17 protein-coding genes and 2 pseudogenes are annotated in these 15,930 nt (G+C 73.6%); 10 read left to right on the forward strand and 9 right to left on the reverse strand.

The features are described 5' to 3' along the window. The first annotated feature begins 96 nt into the window (after positions 1-96). From QFZ62_RS08745 to QFZ62_RS08770, 6 genes are all read left to right on the forward strand, one after another. Complete coding sequence (locus QFZ62_RS08745) at positions 97-1,728, forward strand: sugar ABC transporter ATP-binding protein (protein WP_307504366.1); 1,632 nt, start codon at positions 97-99, stop codon at positions 1,726-1,728. Continuing rightward, positions 1,725-2,801 (forward strand): ABC transporter permease, encoded by a 1,077-nt coding sequence (locus tag QFZ62_RS08750; RefSeq protein WP_307504368.1) that lies wholly within the window; start codon positions 1,725-1,727, stop codon positions 2,799-2,801. The genes QFZ62_RS08745 and QFZ62_RS08750 overlap by 4 nt, the downstream gene beginning before the upstream one ends. Next, the gene (locus QFZ62_RS08755; RefSeq protein WP_307504370.1) at positions 2,798-3,856 is read left to right on the forward strand and encodes an ABC transporter permease; all 1,059 of its coding nucleotides are present in this window, start codon (positions 2,798-2,800) and stop codon (positions 3,854-3,856) included. Before QFZ62_RS08750 ends, QFZ62_RS08755 begins: the two co-directional genes overlap by 4 nt. Before the next feature lie 89 nt (positions 3,857-3,945). Further along, positions 3,946-4,878 carry a MerR family transcriptional regulator gene (locus QFZ62_RS08760; RefSeq protein ID WP_307504372.1) on the forward strand — a complete coding sequence of 311 codons (933 nt, stop codon included), beginning with the start codon at positions 3,946-3,948 and terminating at the stop codon, positions 4,876-4,878. Positions 4,879-5,015: 137 nt separating this feature from the next. Continuing rightward, positions 5,016-6,140: an epoxide hydrolase family protein gene (locus QFZ62_RS08765; RefSeq protein WP_307504374.1), complete on the forward strand. Its 1,125-nt coding sequence runs from the start codon at positions 5,016-5,018 to the stop codon at positions 6,138-6,140. A 9-nt stretch (positions 6,141-6,149) separates the two neighbouring features. After that, positions 6,150-7,091: an aminoglycoside phosphotransferase family protein gene (locus tag QFZ62_RS08770; RefSeq protein ID WP_307504376.1), complete on the forward strand. Its 942-nt coding sequence runs from the start codon at positions 6,150-6,152 to the stop codon at positions 7,089-7,091. A gap of 33 nt (positions 7,092-7,124) precedes the next feature. On the opposite strand, the gene QFZ62_RS08775 is transcribed toward QFZ62_RS08770, so the two are convergent. The 4 genes from QFZ62_RS08775 to QFZ62_RS08790 all read right to left on the reverse strand — a co-directional run bounded on the left by QFZ62_RS08775 (position 7,125) and on the right by QFZ62_RS08790 (position 9,131). Next, positions 7,125-7,556 (reverse strand): VOC family protein, encoded by a 432-nt coding sequence (locus tag QFZ62_RS08775; RefSeq protein ID WP_307504377.1) that lies wholly within the window; start codon positions 7,554-7,556, stop codon positions 7,125-7,127. Positions 7,557-7,686: 130 nt separating this feature from the next. Continuing rightward, on the reverse strand, positions 7,687-8,103 hold the full coding sequence (locus QFZ62_RS08780) for a MauE/DoxX family redox-associated membrane protein (protein WP_307504378.1): 417 nt from the start codon (positions 8,101-8,103) through the stop codon (positions 7,687-7,689). Next, positions 8,103-8,525 (reverse strand): organic hydroperoxide resistance protein, encoded by a 423-nt coding sequence (locus tag QFZ62_RS08785; RefSeq protein ID WP_307504381.1) that lies wholly within the window; start codon positions 8,523-8,525, stop codon positions 8,103-8,105. Before QFZ62_RS08785 ends, QFZ62_RS08780 begins: the two co-directional genes overlap by 1 nt. 60 nt (positions 8,526-8,585) lie before the next feature. After that, on the reverse strand, positions 8,586-9,131 hold the full coding sequence (locus tag QFZ62_RS08790) for a MarR family winged helix-turn-helix transcriptional regulator (protein ID WP_373425950.1): 546 nt from the start codon (positions 9,129-9,131) through the stop codon (positions 8,586-8,588). 88 nt (positions 9,132-9,219) lie between these two features. Here QFZ62_RS08790 and QFZ62_RS08795 point away from each other — a divergent pair, with 88 nt between their 5' ends. After that, positions 9,220-9,582, forward strand: a complete 363-nt coding sequence (locus QFZ62_RS08795) for a hypothetical protein (RefSeq protein WP_307504383.1) — start codon at positions 9,220-9,222, stop codon at positions 9,580-9,582. A 13-nt stretch (positions 9,583-9,595) separates the two neighbouring features. On the opposite strand, the gene QFZ62_RS08800 is transcribed toward QFZ62_RS08795, so the two are convergent. From QFZ62_RS08800 to QFZ62_RS08820, 5 genes and pseudogenes are all read right to left on the reverse strand, one after another. Next, a complete protein-coding gene (locus QFZ62_RS08800; protein ID WP_307504385.1) occupies positions 9,596-10,057 on the reverse strand; it encodes a hypothetical protein in 462 nt (153 codons plus the stop codon). A gap of 4 nt (positions 10,058-10,061) precedes the next feature. Next, a complete protein-coding gene (locus QFZ62_RS08805; RefSeq protein ID WP_307504387.1) occupies positions 10,062-10,658 on the reverse strand; it encodes a VOC family protein in 597 nt (198 codons plus the stop codon). Next, entirely contained in the window at positions 10,655-11,398 is a 744-nt protein-coding gene (locus tag QFZ62_RS08810; RefSeq protein WP_307504389.1) for an SDR family NAD(P)-dependent oxidoreductase, read from the reverse strand. Before QFZ62_RS08810 ends, QFZ62_RS08805 begins: the two co-directional genes overlap by 4 nt. A 284-nt stretch (positions 11,399-11,682) precedes the next feature. Further along, positions 11,683-12,357, reverse strand: a pseudogene (locus tag QFZ62_RS08815) (alpha/beta fold hydrolase); the annotation flags it as partial. A gap of 141 nt (positions 12,358-12,498) precedes the next feature. Then, positions 12,499-13,347, reverse strand: coding sequence for an alpha/beta fold hydrolase (locus tag QFZ62_RS08820; RefSeq protein WP_307504392.1), 849 nt, complete (start codon positions 13,345-13,347; stop codon positions 12,499-12,501). A gap of 213 nt (positions 13,348-13,560) precedes the next feature. Here QFZ62_RS08820 and QFZ62_RS08825 point away from each other — a divergent pair, with 213 nt between their 5' ends. The 3 genes and pseudogenes from QFZ62_RS08825 to QFZ62_RS08830 all read left to right on the forward strand — a co-directional run bounded on the left by QFZ62_RS08825 (position 13,561) and on the right by QFZ62_RS08830 (position 15,927). Then, a complete protein-coding gene (locus QFZ62_RS08825; protein ID WP_307504394.1) occupies positions 13,561-14,223 on the forward strand; it encodes a TetR/AcrR family transcriptional regulator in 663 nt (220 codons plus the stop codon). Between the two features lie 128 nt (positions 14,224-14,351). Continuing rightward, positions 14,352-14,783: pseudogene (locus QFZ62_RS15605) on the forward strand (GMC family oxidoreductase N-terminal domain-containing protein); the annotation flags it as partial. A gap of 67 nt (positions 14,784-14,850) precedes the next feature. Then, complete coding sequence (locus QFZ62_RS08830) at positions 14,851-15,927, forward strand: GMC family oxidoreductase (protein WP_307507739.1); 1,077 nt, start codon at positions 14,851-14,853, stop codon at positions 15,925-15,927. Positions 15,928-15,930 lie beyond the last annotated feature (3 nt).

Consider the following 15,930-nt stretch of genomic DNA (forward strand, 5'->3'; position numbering starts at 1 on the left):
CCGTCCGCACGGCCACACCCGGCGGCGGGGCGGATCATCCGCCCCGCCGCCCCCACCGCCCGGCGACGCTGCCGGGGCAGGAACGGAGCACGCGCCATGCAGGCACCCAGCCCGATCGTCGAGATGCAGGGCATCACCATCTCGTTTCCCGGGGTCAAGGCGCTCGACGCCGTGGACCTCCGGCTCTTCCCCGGCGAGGTCCACACCCTCATGGGCGAGAACGGCGCCGGGAAGTCGACCCTCATCAAGGCGCTCACGGGCGTCTACGGGATCGACTCCGGCCGCGTCGTCGTCGACGGGGCCGAGCGCCGGCTCTCCGGCACCGCCGACGCCCAGGCCGCCGGGATCTCCACGGTCTACCAGGAGGTCAACCTCTGCGGGAACCTCACCATCGGCGAGAACGTCATGCTCGGCCACGAGCGCCGCGGGCGGTTCGGCATCGACTGGAAGCGCACGCACGCCGCCGCCTCCGAGGTGCTGGCGCGCGTGGGGCTCGGCCACCTGGATCCGCGCACCCCGCTCTCCTCGCTCAGCCTCGCGCTGCAGCAGCTCGTCGCCATCAGCCGCGCCACCGTCATCGACGCGAAGGTGCTGATCCTCGACGAGCCGACCTCGAGCCTCGACGCCGACGAGGTCGAGGGCCTCTTCCGCGTGATGCGCCGCCTCCGCGACGAGGGCGTCGCCATCCTCTTCGTCTCCCACTTCCTCGACCAGGTCTTCGCGATCAGCGACCGGCTCACGGTCCTCCGCAACGGGAAGCGCGTGGGCGAGCACCTCACGCGCGACATCGACCGGGCCGGCCTCATCGCCGAGATGATCGGCAAGGACCTGCAGAGCCTCCGCTCGCTCGACCGCGAGCGCGCCAGCCGCAGGGTCGCCGACGGGGAGCCCGTGTACCGGGCCACCGGGATCGGCCGGAAGGGCTCGCTCGACGCGACCGACGTCGAGCTCCGCCGCGGCGAGGTCGTCGGCCTCGCGGGGCTCCTCGGCTCCGGCCGCACCGAGCTCGCACGCCTCCTCTACGGCGTCGACCGGCCCGACACCGGATCCGTGACCATGGACGGCGCGCCCGTCGCCATCTCCTCCCCCGCCAAGGCGCTGAAGCACCGCATCGCGTTCTCCAGCGAGAACCGGCGCGACGAGGGGATCATCCGCGACCTCAGCGTCCGCGAGAACCTCGTGCTCGCCGTGCAGGCGAAGCGCGGCTGGGCCCGGCCGCTGTCGGCCAAGGAGAAGGACCGGATCGTCACGAAGTACCTCACCGAGCTCAACGTGCGACCGGCCGATCCCGATCGGCCGATCCGGAACCTGTCCGGCGGCAACCAGCAGAAGGTGCTGCTCGGGCGGTGGCTCGCCACGGAGCCCGAGCTGCTGATCCTCGACGAGCCGACCCGCGGGATCGACGTGGGCGCCAAGGCCGAGATCCAGGAGCAGGTCGCCGCCCTCGCCGACACGGGCGTCGCCGTCGTCTTCATCTCCTCGGAGCTCGAGGAGGTGGTGCGGCTCAGCGACCGCATCGTCGTGCTCAAGGACCACCGCAAGATCGCCGAGCTCGTGGCGGGACCCGACGTGACGGCCGAGTCGATCGTCGCCGCCATCGCCGAGGAGGGCGTGTCGGCCGTCGACCTCGACGCCGTGCCCGACCCGGCCGGCGAGCACGCACGCCCGTCCGCTACCGCATCCGCGCCTGCATCCGCATCCGCACCCGCCGAGGAGGCCCGCCGATGAGCGGCACGAAGAACGCGTCCGCCCGCCCGCTCGCCGACCTGCTGCACCGGCCCTGGTTCTGGGGATCCGTCGCGATCCTCCTGCTGCTGGCCGTCAACGTGGCCAAGGACCCGGGATACCTCGCCCTCTCGGTGAACCCCGACACGGGGAACCTCGTCGGCAACCTCGTCGACATCCTCCGCGCCGCGGCGCCCGTGCTCATGATCGCCGTGGGCATGTGCCTCGTGGTCGCCACCGGCGGCATCGACCTGAGCGTCGGGTCGATCATGGTCGTCGCCGGCGCCGTCTCCATGGAGTTCCTGAAGGCCGCCGGCTCCGACTCGCTGGGCGTCGCGCTCGGCGCGATTGGGCTCGCGCTCCTCATCAGCGTGATCCTCGGCGCGGTCAACGGCATGCTCGTCTCCGTCGTCGGGCTGCAGCCGTTCATCAGCACGCTCGTGATCATGCTCGCGGGCCGCGGCCTCGCGAAGGTGATCACCGCGGGCCAGAACACGGCCGCCTCCAACGAGCCGTTCCGCTGGGTCGCGAACGGCTACCTCGTGGGGCTGCCGGTCGTGTTCCTGCTGGCCGTGCTGATCACCATCGGCGTCGCCGTGCTCGTGCGGCGCAGCGCCCTCGGGCTCATGATCGAGGCGATCGGCATGGACCCGCAGGCCGCGCGCCTCGCGGGCCTCGACCGCCGCGCGCTCCTGTTCACGGCGTACATCGCGAGCGGCCTGCTCGCGGGCGTCGCCGGGATCTTCGCGACCGCCAGCGTCATGACGGTCGACGTCTCCCGCACCGGCTACCAGCTGGAGCTCGACGCGATCCTCGCGGTCGTCATCGGCGGCACCTCGCTCGCCGGCGGCAAGTTCCACCTGCTCGGGGCCGCCGTCGGCGCGCTCCTCATCGCGACCCTCGACAAGACGGTCGTGTTCCTCGGCATCTCCTCCTCGGCCACGCCCGCCTTCAAGGCGATCGTGATCGTGGCGCTCTGCCTCCTGCAGTCCCGGCGCGTGCGCGCGCTGTTCACGAGGCGCCGTCCCGCGGCGCCCGCCCCCGTGCCGACCGAGAAGGAGGCCGTGTCCGCATGAGCGCCACGACGATCCGCCCGCCCCTCGCCCCGACGCCCGCGCCGGGTCCCGGTGCCGCGCCCCGCGCTCCGCGCCGCCGCATGCGCCTCCGCCTCGACTCGCTGCCGACCGTCGCCGCCCTGGTGATCCTGCTCGCGATGCTCGCCTACGGGGAGATCGCGTACGGCCGCATCCTGCAGGCCGCGACCCTGTCGAACCTGCTGATCAACAACGCGCACGTCATCGTGCTCGCGGTCGGGCTGACGTTCGTGATCCTCACGGGCGGCATCGACCTGTCCGTCGGCGCGATCGTCGCCGTCAGCAGCGTCGCCGGGGTGCTCCTCGCGAACGCGGGGTGGAACCCGTGGGTGGTGATGGTGCTGATGATCCTCATCGGCACGGCCTCCGGCGTCGTCTCGGGCGTGCTGATCCAGTTCTTCGACGTGCAGCCGTTCATCGCGACGCTCGCGATGATGTTCCTCGGCCGCGGCCTCGCCTCCATCCTCAGCACCGTGCCGGAGCGGCTCGACGACGAGTCGCCCCTCCGGTCGCTCGCCACCAACATGAAGGTGGTCGACGGCCCGAAGGTCAACGACGTCGTGACGACGCCGGGCGTGCTCATCGCGCTCGTCGTGGTGGCGGTCGCGTTCTTCGTGCTCCACCGCACGCGCCTCGGCCGCACCGTCTACGCGACCGGCGGATCCGAGCAGTCGGCCGCCCTCATGGGCCTGCCGGTGCGCCGCACCAAGCTCGCCGTCTACGTGGTCAGCGGCTCGCTCGCCGGCCTCGCATCCGTCATCTACACGGCCCGCCTCGGCAGCGCGCAGAACATCACCGGCATCGGCTGGGAGCTCGACGCGATCGCCGCGACCGTGATCGGCGGCACCCTCCTCACCGGCGGCGTCGGCTTCGTGCTCGGCTCGGTCGTCGGCGCGCTGGTGCTCGGCCTCATGAACGTGCTGATCACGCGCGACGGCGGCATCCCGCCCGAGGCGACCACCATCATCACGGGCGGGATCCTGCTGGTGTTCGTGCTCCTGCAGCGCGCGGTGATGGCCAGGCGGCGGCGGACGTAGCGCGCCGCCGCCCGCCCGGCCGGGCTTGCAGGTGACGCGGCGTCATGTGGTCCAGTGGGATCACACGTCACGACGAGGAAGGCCCGCCCATGCACCCGTCCCTCATCCCGCCCCGCTCGGTGAGGATCGGCGACGCCGCCGCGTTCGCCGGCACCACCCCGCGGGCGATCCGGCACTACCACCGCATCGGCCTGCTGCCGGAGCCCGCGCGCGGCGCCGACGACCGCCGGCGCTACGAGCACGACGACATGATGCGGCTCCTGTGGGTCCTGCGGACCGCGGACGCCGGGATCCCGCTGGGCGACATCCGCGCGGCGTTCGCCGGCACGGATCGTGACGAGGGCGGTGCGATGCCCGTCGCCGCGGACGCGGAGGCGCGGCCCGACGTGGACGGGATCCTCGAGCGGCTCGAGGCCTCGCTCGCGGCGCGCGCGGCCGAGATCGGGCGGCAGCGCCTCGCCGTGCAGCGCATGCGCGCCCGCGGCAGCCGACTCGGGCTCCTCTCCGACTTCGTCGCACGGCGGCTCGACGACCTGCCCGCGGGATCCGTGCGCCCGGCCGACCTCGACGCCCTTCTGGTGATGGAGCGCATGTTCGGCCCGCTGGGCGCCGCCGTGCACGCCTCGCGGGCCGTCGCCCTCGCCCGCCATCCGGACCTGCGCGCGCAGGCCGACCGGGTCGAGGCCGCGGAGGAGGCGCTCGACCACGCGGTCCCGGTGGACGATCCCCGGGTGGCGCAGGCCGCCGTCGACCGGCACGCGTTCGAGCGCGCGCTGGACGCGGCCATCCGGGAGTCCGGCCAGCACGAGGAGGACGACGCGCTCTTCGACGAGTGGGAGCGGCTGCACCCCGACGGCTCCGACGGCAGCGAGGACGAGCCCGGCGCGGGTCCCGGCCGGGGGCACGGATCCCTGACCGCGGCGCAGGCCCTCACGCGGATGCCCTATGACCTGTCTCCCGCCCGCCTCCGCTGCCAGGAGCTGCTTGTGGCGATGGGCGTCGTCCACCTAGACGAGGCTTAGGCGTCAGAGTTCCAGGCGACGACCGGCGCAGCCCGTGGCCTCGACCCGGGGACTCATCGACGGCTGCCGGACTTTAGGACCATTGGATAAAGCGCACTAAAGCTAGAAATTCGCCTACACGCAAACGAGGACCGACGATGCCCCACCCGCTCCCCCTGCACGTCACCGATGCGGACCTCGACGACCTCCGCGACCGGATCCGCCGCACGCGCTGGGCCGCCCCGTGGCCGGTGGAGCCATGGGAGGCCGGCACGGATCAGGCCCTGCTCCGCCGCCTCGCCGCGGTCTGGGCGGACGGGTTCGACTGGCGGGCGCGCGAGCGCGAGATCCGGGCGCTGCCGTGGGCGAGCGTCGACCTCGACGGCACGCCCGTCTCCTACCTCCGCTTCGACGCGGAGCGGCCCGGCGGCCTCCCGGTGATCCTCACCAACGGCTGGCCGAGCTCCGCGCTCGAGCTGGTGCCGCTCGCGGAGCGCCTGTCGCGGCCGTCCCGCTCCGGCGGCGACGCGGACGACGCGGTCACCGTGATCGTCCCCGCGCTCCCCGGCTTCCCGTTCTCCCCGCCGCGGCCGCGCGTCGACGAGCAGACGCACGAGCTCTGGCACCGGCTGATGGCGGAGGAGCTCGGCTTCGCGCGGTACGCGGCGCACGGCGGCGACCTCGGTGCGGGGATCACGTCCCGGCTGGCCGAGAGCCACCCGGAGGCCGTGGCGGGCATCCACCTGATGGCGGTGGCCGCGCCGCGGGACCTCGACGAGTCGACGCTCACCGACGAGGAGCGCGCCCACCGGGAGGAGTCACGGGAGTGGGACGCGGCCGAGGGCGGGTACCAGCACCAGCAGCAGACCCGTCCGCTCACGCTCGCGCCGGCGCTGCAGGACTCGACCGTGGGGCTGCTGTCGTGGATCCTCGAGAAGCACCGCGCCTGGAGCGACTGCGACGGCGACGTGTCCCGCCGCTTCAGCGACGACCACCTCCTGACGCTCGCCTCCCTCTACTGGTTCACGGGATCCATCGGCACCTCGCTCCGCCCGTACTTCGAGCACGGCTCCGGGCGCACGGCACGGGTGGGCCGCGTGCGCGTGCCGACCGCGGTCGCGGCGTTCCCGCACGACCTGACGCACCCGCCGCGCAGCTGGGCCGAGCGCACCTACGACGTCGTCCGGTACACGGCCATGCCGCGCGGCGGGCACTTCGCCCCGCACGAGGAGCCGGACCTGCTGGCCGAGGACATCCGCGCGTTCCTGCGGATTCTGGGCTGAGGGCGCGCGATGGACGACCGGCGGGCGACCGGGAGAGCGGTCGCGGGCGGGGCCGACCGACCGGCCGCGCTCGACGGGGTCCTCCGCCGGATCGGGGCCTCGCCCGCCGACGCGCGGGAGCTCCCCGGCGGATCCGTGAACCGCACGTACCGCGTCGCGCGACCGGGCGGCGACGTCGTGGTCCGGATCCCGGTCGACCCGCGCCGCGAGGACGAGTTCCCCGTCGAGGAGTGGGCGGCCGCGGCCGCCGCCCGGGCGGGCATCCCGGTCCCGGCGGTCCTCGAGCGCGGGGTCGAGGACGGCGTCCCGTACCTCGTGCAGGAGCACGTGCCGCCGCACGCGGTGCCCGTCGCGGATCCCTGGACCGAGCTCGGCCGCCTGGCCCGAGCGGTCGGCCGCGTCGACCTCGCCGACGCCCCCGCGTCGCTCTTCACGCGCTTCGGGCGCGACCTCGCCGCCGCGTGGGACGCGCACGTCGCCTACGGCCTCGCGTCGCTCCACGACGACGATCCGCTCCTCCGCGACGGCGCCTACCCGGCGGACGCGGCGCCCTGGCTGCGAGAGCGCGTCATCAGCCTCGCCGAGACCGGGTTCGACCACGGCCTCGCGCACGGCGACCTCGCCCCGCGGAACCTCCTGTCCCGCGGGCCGGACGCGGCCCCGGTCCTCCTCGACTGGGGCGCGGCCGAGACCGGGCCGACGCCGTGGACGGACGCCCGCCGCGTGACGGCATGGACCCGCCTCGACGGATCCGTCGCCGAGGCGGAGCACGACGCCTTCATGGCCGCGGCCGGCCTCGACGACGCCGCGGCGCAGCGCACGCTCGTCGCGATGACGGCGCTGCACCTCGTGGACGTCACGCGCTGGGCCCGCGAGCGGCGGCCGGACCTGTACGCGGACCACGTCGACCGGTGCCGCGCGGGGCTCGCGCGGCTCATCGAGCGGGGCTGAGCCGCACCGCACACGACGGGGCCGGAGCCGGGATCAGCCCTGCGCGTCCATGGCCGGCGGCCCGCCCGCGGCGAACGCCGGGTCCATGTGACCGATCTCGAGGATGTTGCCGTCCGGATCCGTGAGCTGGCGCTGGTACATGAAGCCGTAGTCGGCGACCGGTCGGGCCTCGGTGCCGCCCGCGGCGAGCCCTCCGGCGACGGCCGCGTCGACCTCCTCGCGGCTGTCGAGGTTCACCGACGTGAGCGCGGAGACGGCGGCGGACGGGTCGCCGAGCGGCTGGTCGGTGAACGACTGGAAGAACGGCCGGGTCAGGAGCATGAGGCAGCTGTGGTCCTCCTCGACCACGATGCAGGCGGCGTTCTCGTCCGTGAACGCGGGGTTCACGGTGAAGCCGACGGCCGTGTAGAACGCCGTCGCGCGCTCCAGGTCGGTCACGGGCAGGTTGACGAAGATCATGGGCATGGTGTCTCTCCTTCGAGACGCAGGGGGGTGCGGATGCGCCCATGCTGACGACGCATGACCGCCCCCGTCAAGACGGACGGCCACCGGTTCCCGTGCGGGATCCGATGGCCGTCGTCGTGCATGCGGCCGATCAGCGCTTCTTCAGCGCCCCCGTCGACCAGAGCGCGACCGCGACGAGCACCGGCTGGAAGAAGAGCCGGCCGAGGCGCTTGCCGTCGGTGTCGAGGCCGAACGCGCTGCGGCGGTGCACGTACTGCGCGATGTTGCCCGGGAAGATCGCCGTGAAGAACGCGGCGGCCGCCCAGCCGGCGAGGCCGCGGCGCGAGCGCGCGAACAGCAGGGCCGAGCCGAGCGTGATCTCCGCGACGCCGGATCCGACGACGGTCACGTCCTCGGGCACCGGCAGCGACTTCGGCACCTGCGCGCGGAACTCCTCCCGCGCGACCGTGAGGTGCGTGACGCCGGCGAAGGCGAGGAACGAGCCGAGCACCACGCGGGCGACGGTGCGGGGCACCGACGTGCGGTGCGCGCGGGCGAGGGCGGCCATCAGTCGTCCGAGACGGTGACGACGACCTCGATGTTGCCGCGGGTCGCGTTCGAGTACGGGCAGACCTGGTGGGCCTGGTCGGCGAGCTCCTGCGCGAGGTCGTGCTCGACCCCGGGGATGACGACCTCGAGGTGCACGGCGAGCTGGTAGCCGCCCTCCCCGTTGGATCCGATGCTCACGCGGCTGCCCACGCTCGAGTCGGCGATCTTCACCTTGCGCGCGCGGGCGACGCCCTGCAGCGCGGAGTGGAAGCACGCGGCGTAGCCGGCGGCGAAGAGCTGCTCGGGGTTCGCGCCCTCGCCGGATCCGCCCATCGCCTTGGGGATGGAGAGGTCGAGCGCGAGGTCGCTGTCGCTGACGGCCACGCGGCCGTCGCGGCCGGCTCCCGTGGCGAGGGCCTCCGCGGTGTACAGGGCGTCCATGTGGTTCCTTCCGTTCGTGGTCGCGTTGGGCGGCCGGGATCCGATGAGGGGTGGTGCGGATCAGGGGGTGCGGGCCGACGCCTCGGCGGGCCGCGTCGCGGGCTGCGCGAGCGCCTCGGCCGTGGCGTCCTGCATGCCCGCGGTCAGCAGGTGCAGGGTGGCCAGGAGCTGCCGCGCGCGGTCGAGGTCGAGGCCCATGCCGCGGATGATCGCCGCGGGCACGTGCGCGAGCTCGGCCCGCACGGTGCGGCCGCGCTCGGCGAGCGACACCGTCACGACGCGCTGGTCGGCGGAGATCCGGCGGCGGGTGACGAAGCCGGCCTCCTCCATCCGCGCGAGCAGCGGCGACAGCGTGCCCGAGTCGAGGTCGAGCTGCTGCCCGAGCTCGGTGACCATGCGGTCGTCGCCCGACCACAGCAGCACCAGCACCAGGTACTGCGGGTAGGTGAGCCCCCACGGCGCGAGGAGCGCGCGGTACGCCTGGGTGGTGGATCGCGACGCCGTGTAGAGGGAGAAGCACACCAGCTCGTCGGCGATGCGCGCGGAAGACGCGGGCGCGTCGGCGGCGTCGGCGGCGTCGGGCGGGAGGGTCTCGCGATCGGGCATGTTCCGACCCTGCCACGGAACAAGATTGTGCGCAATCCATCTCGGTCGATGCCCAGCCGCCGCGCGCCGGCGCGTACCCTGGAGCGACATGATCACGAGACGAGAGGCCGCGCTGCGGCTGGGCATCCCGCTGGAGATGGCCACGCGCCACGGCATCCCGGGGCGCGTCCCCGAGTCCGAGATCGCCGCGATGGACCAGGATCCGCCGCCCTGGCTCGCGCAGTCCCGCGCCAATTCCACGGGCAAGCGGCCCGTCTGGGTGCAGCTGACCTGCGAGGTCTGCGGCTTCACGGAGGCCGTGCGCCCCAAGAAGTGGTGGCCGGAGTTCACCTACCTCTCCTGCGAGCGGCACTCCCCCGACGAGCTGCCCGAGCCCGCGCTCGGCCTCGCGCGCCGCGAGGTGGACGGGATCGGCAGCCGGTTCGTCGGCGTGGTGGACGAGAGGCCGTAGCGGCGGATCCCGGTCAGCCGAAGGCCGGCGTGGACGCCTCGCAGGTCACGGGCTGGCCGGCCTCGGCCGTCGCGCTGGCGATCTCCTCCTGGCCGTCGACGAGGATCCGGCACTCCAGCGCCTCGCCGCCGGTCGGCGCGCCCTGCACGAAGGCCGACTCCTCGGCGGTGACGTAGGTGACGACGGACCAGGTCCGCGCGTCCCCGCCGCTCGAGAACGCGGCGTCGCCGACGGGCTTCACGAGGGAGGGGCGCCCGCGCCCCTCCGCCTCCATGTACGACACGTCCACGAGCCCGCTCCCGGCCGGCTCGGCGGTCGTGATCTCGTACGTGATCTCGTAGGCGTCGCCTCCGCCGACGACGTCGGCGAGGGAGTCGAGGGCAGGGGTGCATCCCGTGAGCGCGAGGGAGGCGGCGGCGAGCGCCAGCACGGCACCGGCGCGCGTGGCGCGGCGGGAGCGGGGTAGGGGGTTCATGCCGTCAGCCTCGTGCTCGCGTGCCGCGGGCCGCGTCCCCCCGCGGGGTCGTCACCCGCGGGGGACGGGGTACCGCGGCATGACGGGGCGACGCGCTCGGCGCCTCGGACGCCGACCGCACGCCGTCGTGTGGCGGCCGGGTCGCACCGCCTCGATCGCCCCCTCGGAGCTGGACGATGACGATCCGGTTGCCCTCGGGGTCGTGGATCTCGGCCACGTCCCGATCGCCGGCCCGCTCCCGGTACCGGGATGCGCGCGTCCCCAGGTCGCCGAGCCGCCGGATGCGGTCATCGAGGTCGTCCGCGTAGGCGCGGACGGTCATCTCCCCGGGCCGGCGCCCGGGCCCGTCGGAGCGCTCGAACGCGAGCGGGGGCACGCGGGGGCTCGTCACGAGCGATGCGCTGTCGGCCGTCGATCCGGGATCCACCGGGACGCCGAACGCGCGGGACCAGAAGTCGGCCAGGACGAGCGGCGCCTCGGCGTGCACGACGATCGCGCTCACGGCGAGGGGCCGCGACGCCGCCGCCGGCGTGCCGGAGGCGACGGGATCGGAGCCCTGGTCCTCGGCTCCCGGGGAACCCGGTCGCGCGGCGGCGCTCATCGGAGGCCGTCCGCGGTGGCGAGGGCGCCGGGGCGCGGAGGACGCACCCGGTGGCCGATCTCGTCGAGGAGGACCTCGTCCTCGCCCGCCTCCAGGGCGTCGACGGCCCGAACCGCGAGGACGGATGCCCCGAGCTCCGGGACCTGCGCCGCGACGGGCGCGCTGCCCCCGAACCCCAGCCGCGCGACCGTCACGGTCGTCCCCTGCGCGCGGAGCGCCGCACGAGCGTGGTCGCTGATGGACGCGGCGGCGGCCCTGCTGGCGCTGCAGCCCATCCCCTCGGTCGTCCAGGACAGCGTCGACAGGATGTTCAGCATCGCGCCGCCGCCGTTCGCGCCGAGCACGGGCGCCATGGCCCGGGTGACCGACAGGAGCCCGAACACGTCGACGTCGAAGTCGCGGCGGAAGGAGGCGACGCTCCCGTCGAGCAGGTCGGCGAAGCCGTCGAGCCCCGGGGTGCTGACCACGACGGTCGCGTCACCCGCCATCCCGGCGAGGCGGGCCACGGCCGCGTCGTCTCGGACGTCGACGGCGAGCGGCACGATCCGCGGGTCCCGGTCCATCGACGGCGTGCGCGCTGTCACGTAGACCTTCGAGGCGCCGCGCGCGAGCAGCTCCTCGACGATCGACGGGCCGATGCCACGCCGACCTCCCGCGCTGCGTCGCCCGCCTGTGCTGTGTTGCCCGCCCATGCCGCGTTGCCCGCCTGTCACCAGCGCGACCGATCCGTCGACGTCCATGCATCCGCTCCATCCCGCCCCTGTCGGAGCTCCAGCCGCCGGGGCGTTCGACCCCGACCCGAGCAATGCTGACGGCTGCGCGACAGGCGCTCATCCGTAGGACCACCCACAGCGCCGATCCGCTCCGGTGCCGTCGAATGCCCCCTCGCCGCGCGTGCTCGGAGGCGAGGGGGACGCGGCGACCGCGAAGAGGGGGAGCGCGCCTGCGCTCCCCCTCCCCGTCATGACGCCCGTCGTCGGATGCGCCGCCCGGTGATCCGGACCGGCTCCCGGCGTGCGTCGCCCTAGCGCGTCGCGGCCGCCGCCTCCCGGATGAGGTCGGCGACGGTGTGCGCCTCGACGACCATCGCGAGGTGGCCGGCGGCGACGCGGACGAGGTGCGAGCCGGCGCGCTCGGCCATGAAGACCTGGGTCTCGACGGCGATGCTGTGGTCGTCGTCGCCGGCGAGGTACCAGGAGGGCAGCGTCTGCCAGGCCTGGTCGGCGTCCGCGGGCTCGTTCAGGGCGCCGTAGGTGATGGGGCGCTGGTTGGCGGAGTAGCGGTTGACGTCGGCGGTGGTGAGACCGCTGGCGAAGCCCCCGGCGAACGCTCCGGGCTTGAGGTAGAGGTCGACGTCGTGCTCGCCGAAGTGCACCATGTCGAACAGGGCGCCGGCGTCGACGGGACCTGCCTTGCTGGAGAGCTCGAGGATCGTCTCGCCGGCGGCGGGGACGAACGCGTTGAGGAACACGAGCGCCTGCACGTCGGGGTGACGGTGGGCGACGCTGCTGATCAGCGCGCCGCCGTAGGAGTGGCCGACGAGGACGACGGGGCCGGTGGTGCGGTGCTCGATGAAGGACGAGAGGTAGTCGGTGTCGGCGTGGAGCGAGCGCAGCGGGTTGGCGAAGTTGACGACGGTGTAGCCGTCGGCGGTGAGGAGGTCGCGGACCCGGGAGAAGGGGGTCGCGTCGCTCCATGCGCCGTGGACGAACGACGACGGTCGGCTTCGGGGTCGTCGGGGTGGTGGTCTCTGTGGCGGTCGTGGGGAGGGTCGTGTCGGTCATGTGCGTGGTCCTGTTCGTGAGGAGGTGGGTGATGCGCTGGATGAGGGTGCGGTGGGTCACTGGGCGGCTGTGGCGTCCTGGATGACCTTCACGGTCGCGGCGGGCTCGGCGACCATGGAGAGGTGCCCGGCCTCGAGCTCGGTGACCGTCGATCCGGCGCGCTCGGCCATGAAGAGCTGGGTCTCGAGGGCGATGCTGTGGTCCTCGGTCCCGGCGATGTACCAGGACGGGAGCCTCTTCCAGGCGGGGTCCGCGCCGGCCGGCTCGTCGAGCGCCGCGTAGGTGATGGGGCGCTGGCCGGCGAAGAGCGTGGCGGTCTGGGCGTCGGAGAGGCCGTTGGAGAAGCCGCCGGCGAAGGCGTCCTCCTTCAGGTACAGGTCGACGTCGTGCTCGCCGAAGTGCGCCATGTCGAACAGCGCCGCGGCGTCGACGGGACCGGCCTTGCTGGAGAGCTCGAGGATCGTCTCGCCCGCCTCGGGCACGAAGGCGTTGACGTAGACGAGGGCCTTCACGTCGGGGTCGCTGGTGGCTGCGCCGCTGATGAGCGCGCCGCCGTAGGAGTGGCCGACGAGGACGACGGGGCCGCTGGTGCGGGTCTCCAGGAAGGAGGCGAGGTACGAGGTGTCGCCGGAGAGCGAGCGCAGCGGGTTGGCGAAGTCGACGACGGTGTAGCCGTCCTCGCCGAGCGCGCTGCTGACCTGGTCGAAGGCGCTGGAGTCGCTCCATGCGCCGTGGACGAACACGATCGTGGGCTTGGGCGCCTCGGCGGTCACCGCGACGGCGTCGCCGACGGCGGTCGGCGCGGCGGCGGGGCTGCAGCCGGCCAGCCCGGCGAGGGCGGCCGTGGCGGCGAGGGCGATGCCCGCGGTGCGGCGGGAGAAGGAGGAGCGGATCGAGCGGGACATGGGGTCTGCTTCCGGTTGGCGGTGCGAGGGGTTCCTGCGGCTCCACGAGGACCGCGGAGCCGGACGAGCTACGTAGACGAACTAGTAACTCTACCTGCGAGCACCACTATGGAGGCCGGCGACGGAAAGCGCAACCCCCGGATCCGCCGACTCCGATCCCGGTCGCGCCATGTAGACGAACCAGTGACTCTCGCGGGCGTCTAGCATCGGTCCATGACCCAGGAAGAGCGAGAGCCCGAAGCCCCCACGACCGCTGCCCCCGCGGCGACGCAGGACGATCCGGAGGGCGCGCCGACCCCGGCGCCCCGCACGGGAGCCCGCGGCGCCGCCACCCGGGAGCGCATCGTCGACGCCGCGGCGCAGCTCTTCTACGCGCAGGGCCTCCGGGCGGTGAGCGCGGACAGGATCATCGAGCTCGCCGGGATCACGAAGGTCACCTTCTACCGGCACTTCCGCACGAAGGACGACCTGATCGTGGCGTACCTGGAGCGGCGTGCGGCGTGGGAGCGCGACGCCGTCCGCGGTGCCAGCGAGGCGGCGCACGGCGACGTGGACGAGACCCTCCGCATGGTGAGCACGGGGATCGGGGCGGAGGCGTGCACGGCCGGATTCCGCGGCTGCCCGTTCATCAACGCCGCCGCCGAGTACGCCGATCCGGAGCACCCCGTGCGACGGGTCGTGGACTCCCACCGGGCGTGGTTCCTGTCGGCGCTGACGCAGCTCACCGAGGCGGCGGGCATCGAGGGCGGCGAGGCGGCGGACGAGCTGATGATGCTGCGCGACGGGGCGATGGTCAGCGGCTACCTCGGTGACGCGACGCACGTGAGCGCGGCCCTGCTGTCCGCGAGCCGGGCCGTGATCGCGACCCGGAGGTGACCGTCACGGGGTGAAGGACCCCGCCGCACGGATGTCCGTGCTGGCACGGATGGGCGCGGAGCGGCGTCTCCCTACCGTCGGATGCGTGGCTGGATCCCAGCCGCGGACACGCGACGAGATGAGACGACATGAAGAACGCCCACCCCGGCTACCCCGGCATCCACGGACTCGAGCCGGAGCCCGAGGTCCGCGTGTACGACTACATCGTCGTCGGCGGCGGCACCGCGGGCAGCGTCATCGCATCCCGCCTCAGCGAGGACCCCGACACCGAGGTCCTGCTCATCGAGGCCGGCTCCGCGACCGCCCTGCCCGAGATGGGCCTCCCCGGGATCTGGCCGCTCCTGCTCGGCAGCACGGCGAGCTGGGGCGAGTCCACCGTCGTGCAGGACTTCCTCGGCGTCCCCCTGGCCGCACCGCGCGGCAAGGCGCTCGGCGGGTCCTCCAGCATCAACGGGCTCAACTTCCTCCGCGGCCACCGCTCCAGCTACGACGCGTGGACCGAGCAGGGCGCCACCGGCTGGGGCTTCGACGACCTCCTGCCCTTCTTCCGGGCCAGCGAGACCACCGTGGGACGCGACACCGCCCTGCGCGGCGTCGACGGCCCCCTGCTCGTCGGCCCGACGCCCGATCCGAGCCCCGTCGTCCTCCGCCGCCCTCGAGGCCGCGGCCGAGGCGGGTCACCCGCTCGTCGACGACGTCTCCTCCGGCGACGCGATCGGGTTCGGCCTCTCCGACGCGAACGTCCACGACGGCCACCGCCAGAGCGCGGCGGACGCGTACCTGCGGCCGTTCGCCGACCGCGCCAACCTGCACATCGTCACCGACTCCGCGGCCCGACGCCTCATCATCGACGACGGCATCTGCACCGGCGTGGAGTTCGGCGACGGCGTCGTGTTCGGGAGCGAGGCCGTCGCCCGACGCGAGGTCATCCTCACCGCCGGTGCCATCGGCACCGCGCAGCTGCTGATGCTCTCCGGCGTGGGCCCCGCCGAACACCTCGGCGAGCACGGCATCGATGTCGAGCTGGACCTCCCCGGCGTGGGAGAGAACCTGCACGACCACCCCATGTCGACGCTCGTGTTCGAGCACAAGACGCCGTTGCAGGGCAACCCCGAGAACATCTACGGCCAGGGCGTCGGACTCATCCGCTCCACCGACAATGCTGAGCACCCCGACATGCAGATCCTGCTCATCAGCCAGCCATACCGCTCGCAGAACCTCTCCGGGCCGGACCCCGACGGCGGCTACGCGATCGGCTTCTCCGCCATGCTCCCCCACAGCCGCGGCACCGTCCGGCTTGCCGACCGCAACCACCGCAGCACGCCGCTGATCGACCCGCAGTACCTCGCGGACGCCCGCGACCAGGAGGCGATGGTCACGGGGTACGGCATCGCCCGCCGCATCGCGGACGCGCACGCGCTGGACGACTGGCGAGGCGCCGAGTCCCAGCCCGGTCGCGCCCTCGAAGACGACGACGCGATCCTCGACTACGTCCGCGAGAGCCTCGTCGTCTACTTCCACTATGCCGGCACCTGCCGCGTGGGAACCGACGAGATGGCGGTGGTCGACCCCGACCTCCGCGTCCGCGGCATCTCGCGCCTCCGCGTCGCCGACGCGTCCATCATGCCGTCGCCTATCTCTGCCAACACGAACGCCACGGTGTTCGCGATCGCGGAGCGGGCAGCCCACCTCATCAGGGGCTAGCCG

Origin of the sequence: Clavibacter sp. B3I6, assembly GCF_030816895.1 — a bacterium.
Lineage (GTDB): Bacteria > Actinomycetota > Actinomycetes > Actinomycetales > Microbacteriaceae > Clavibacter.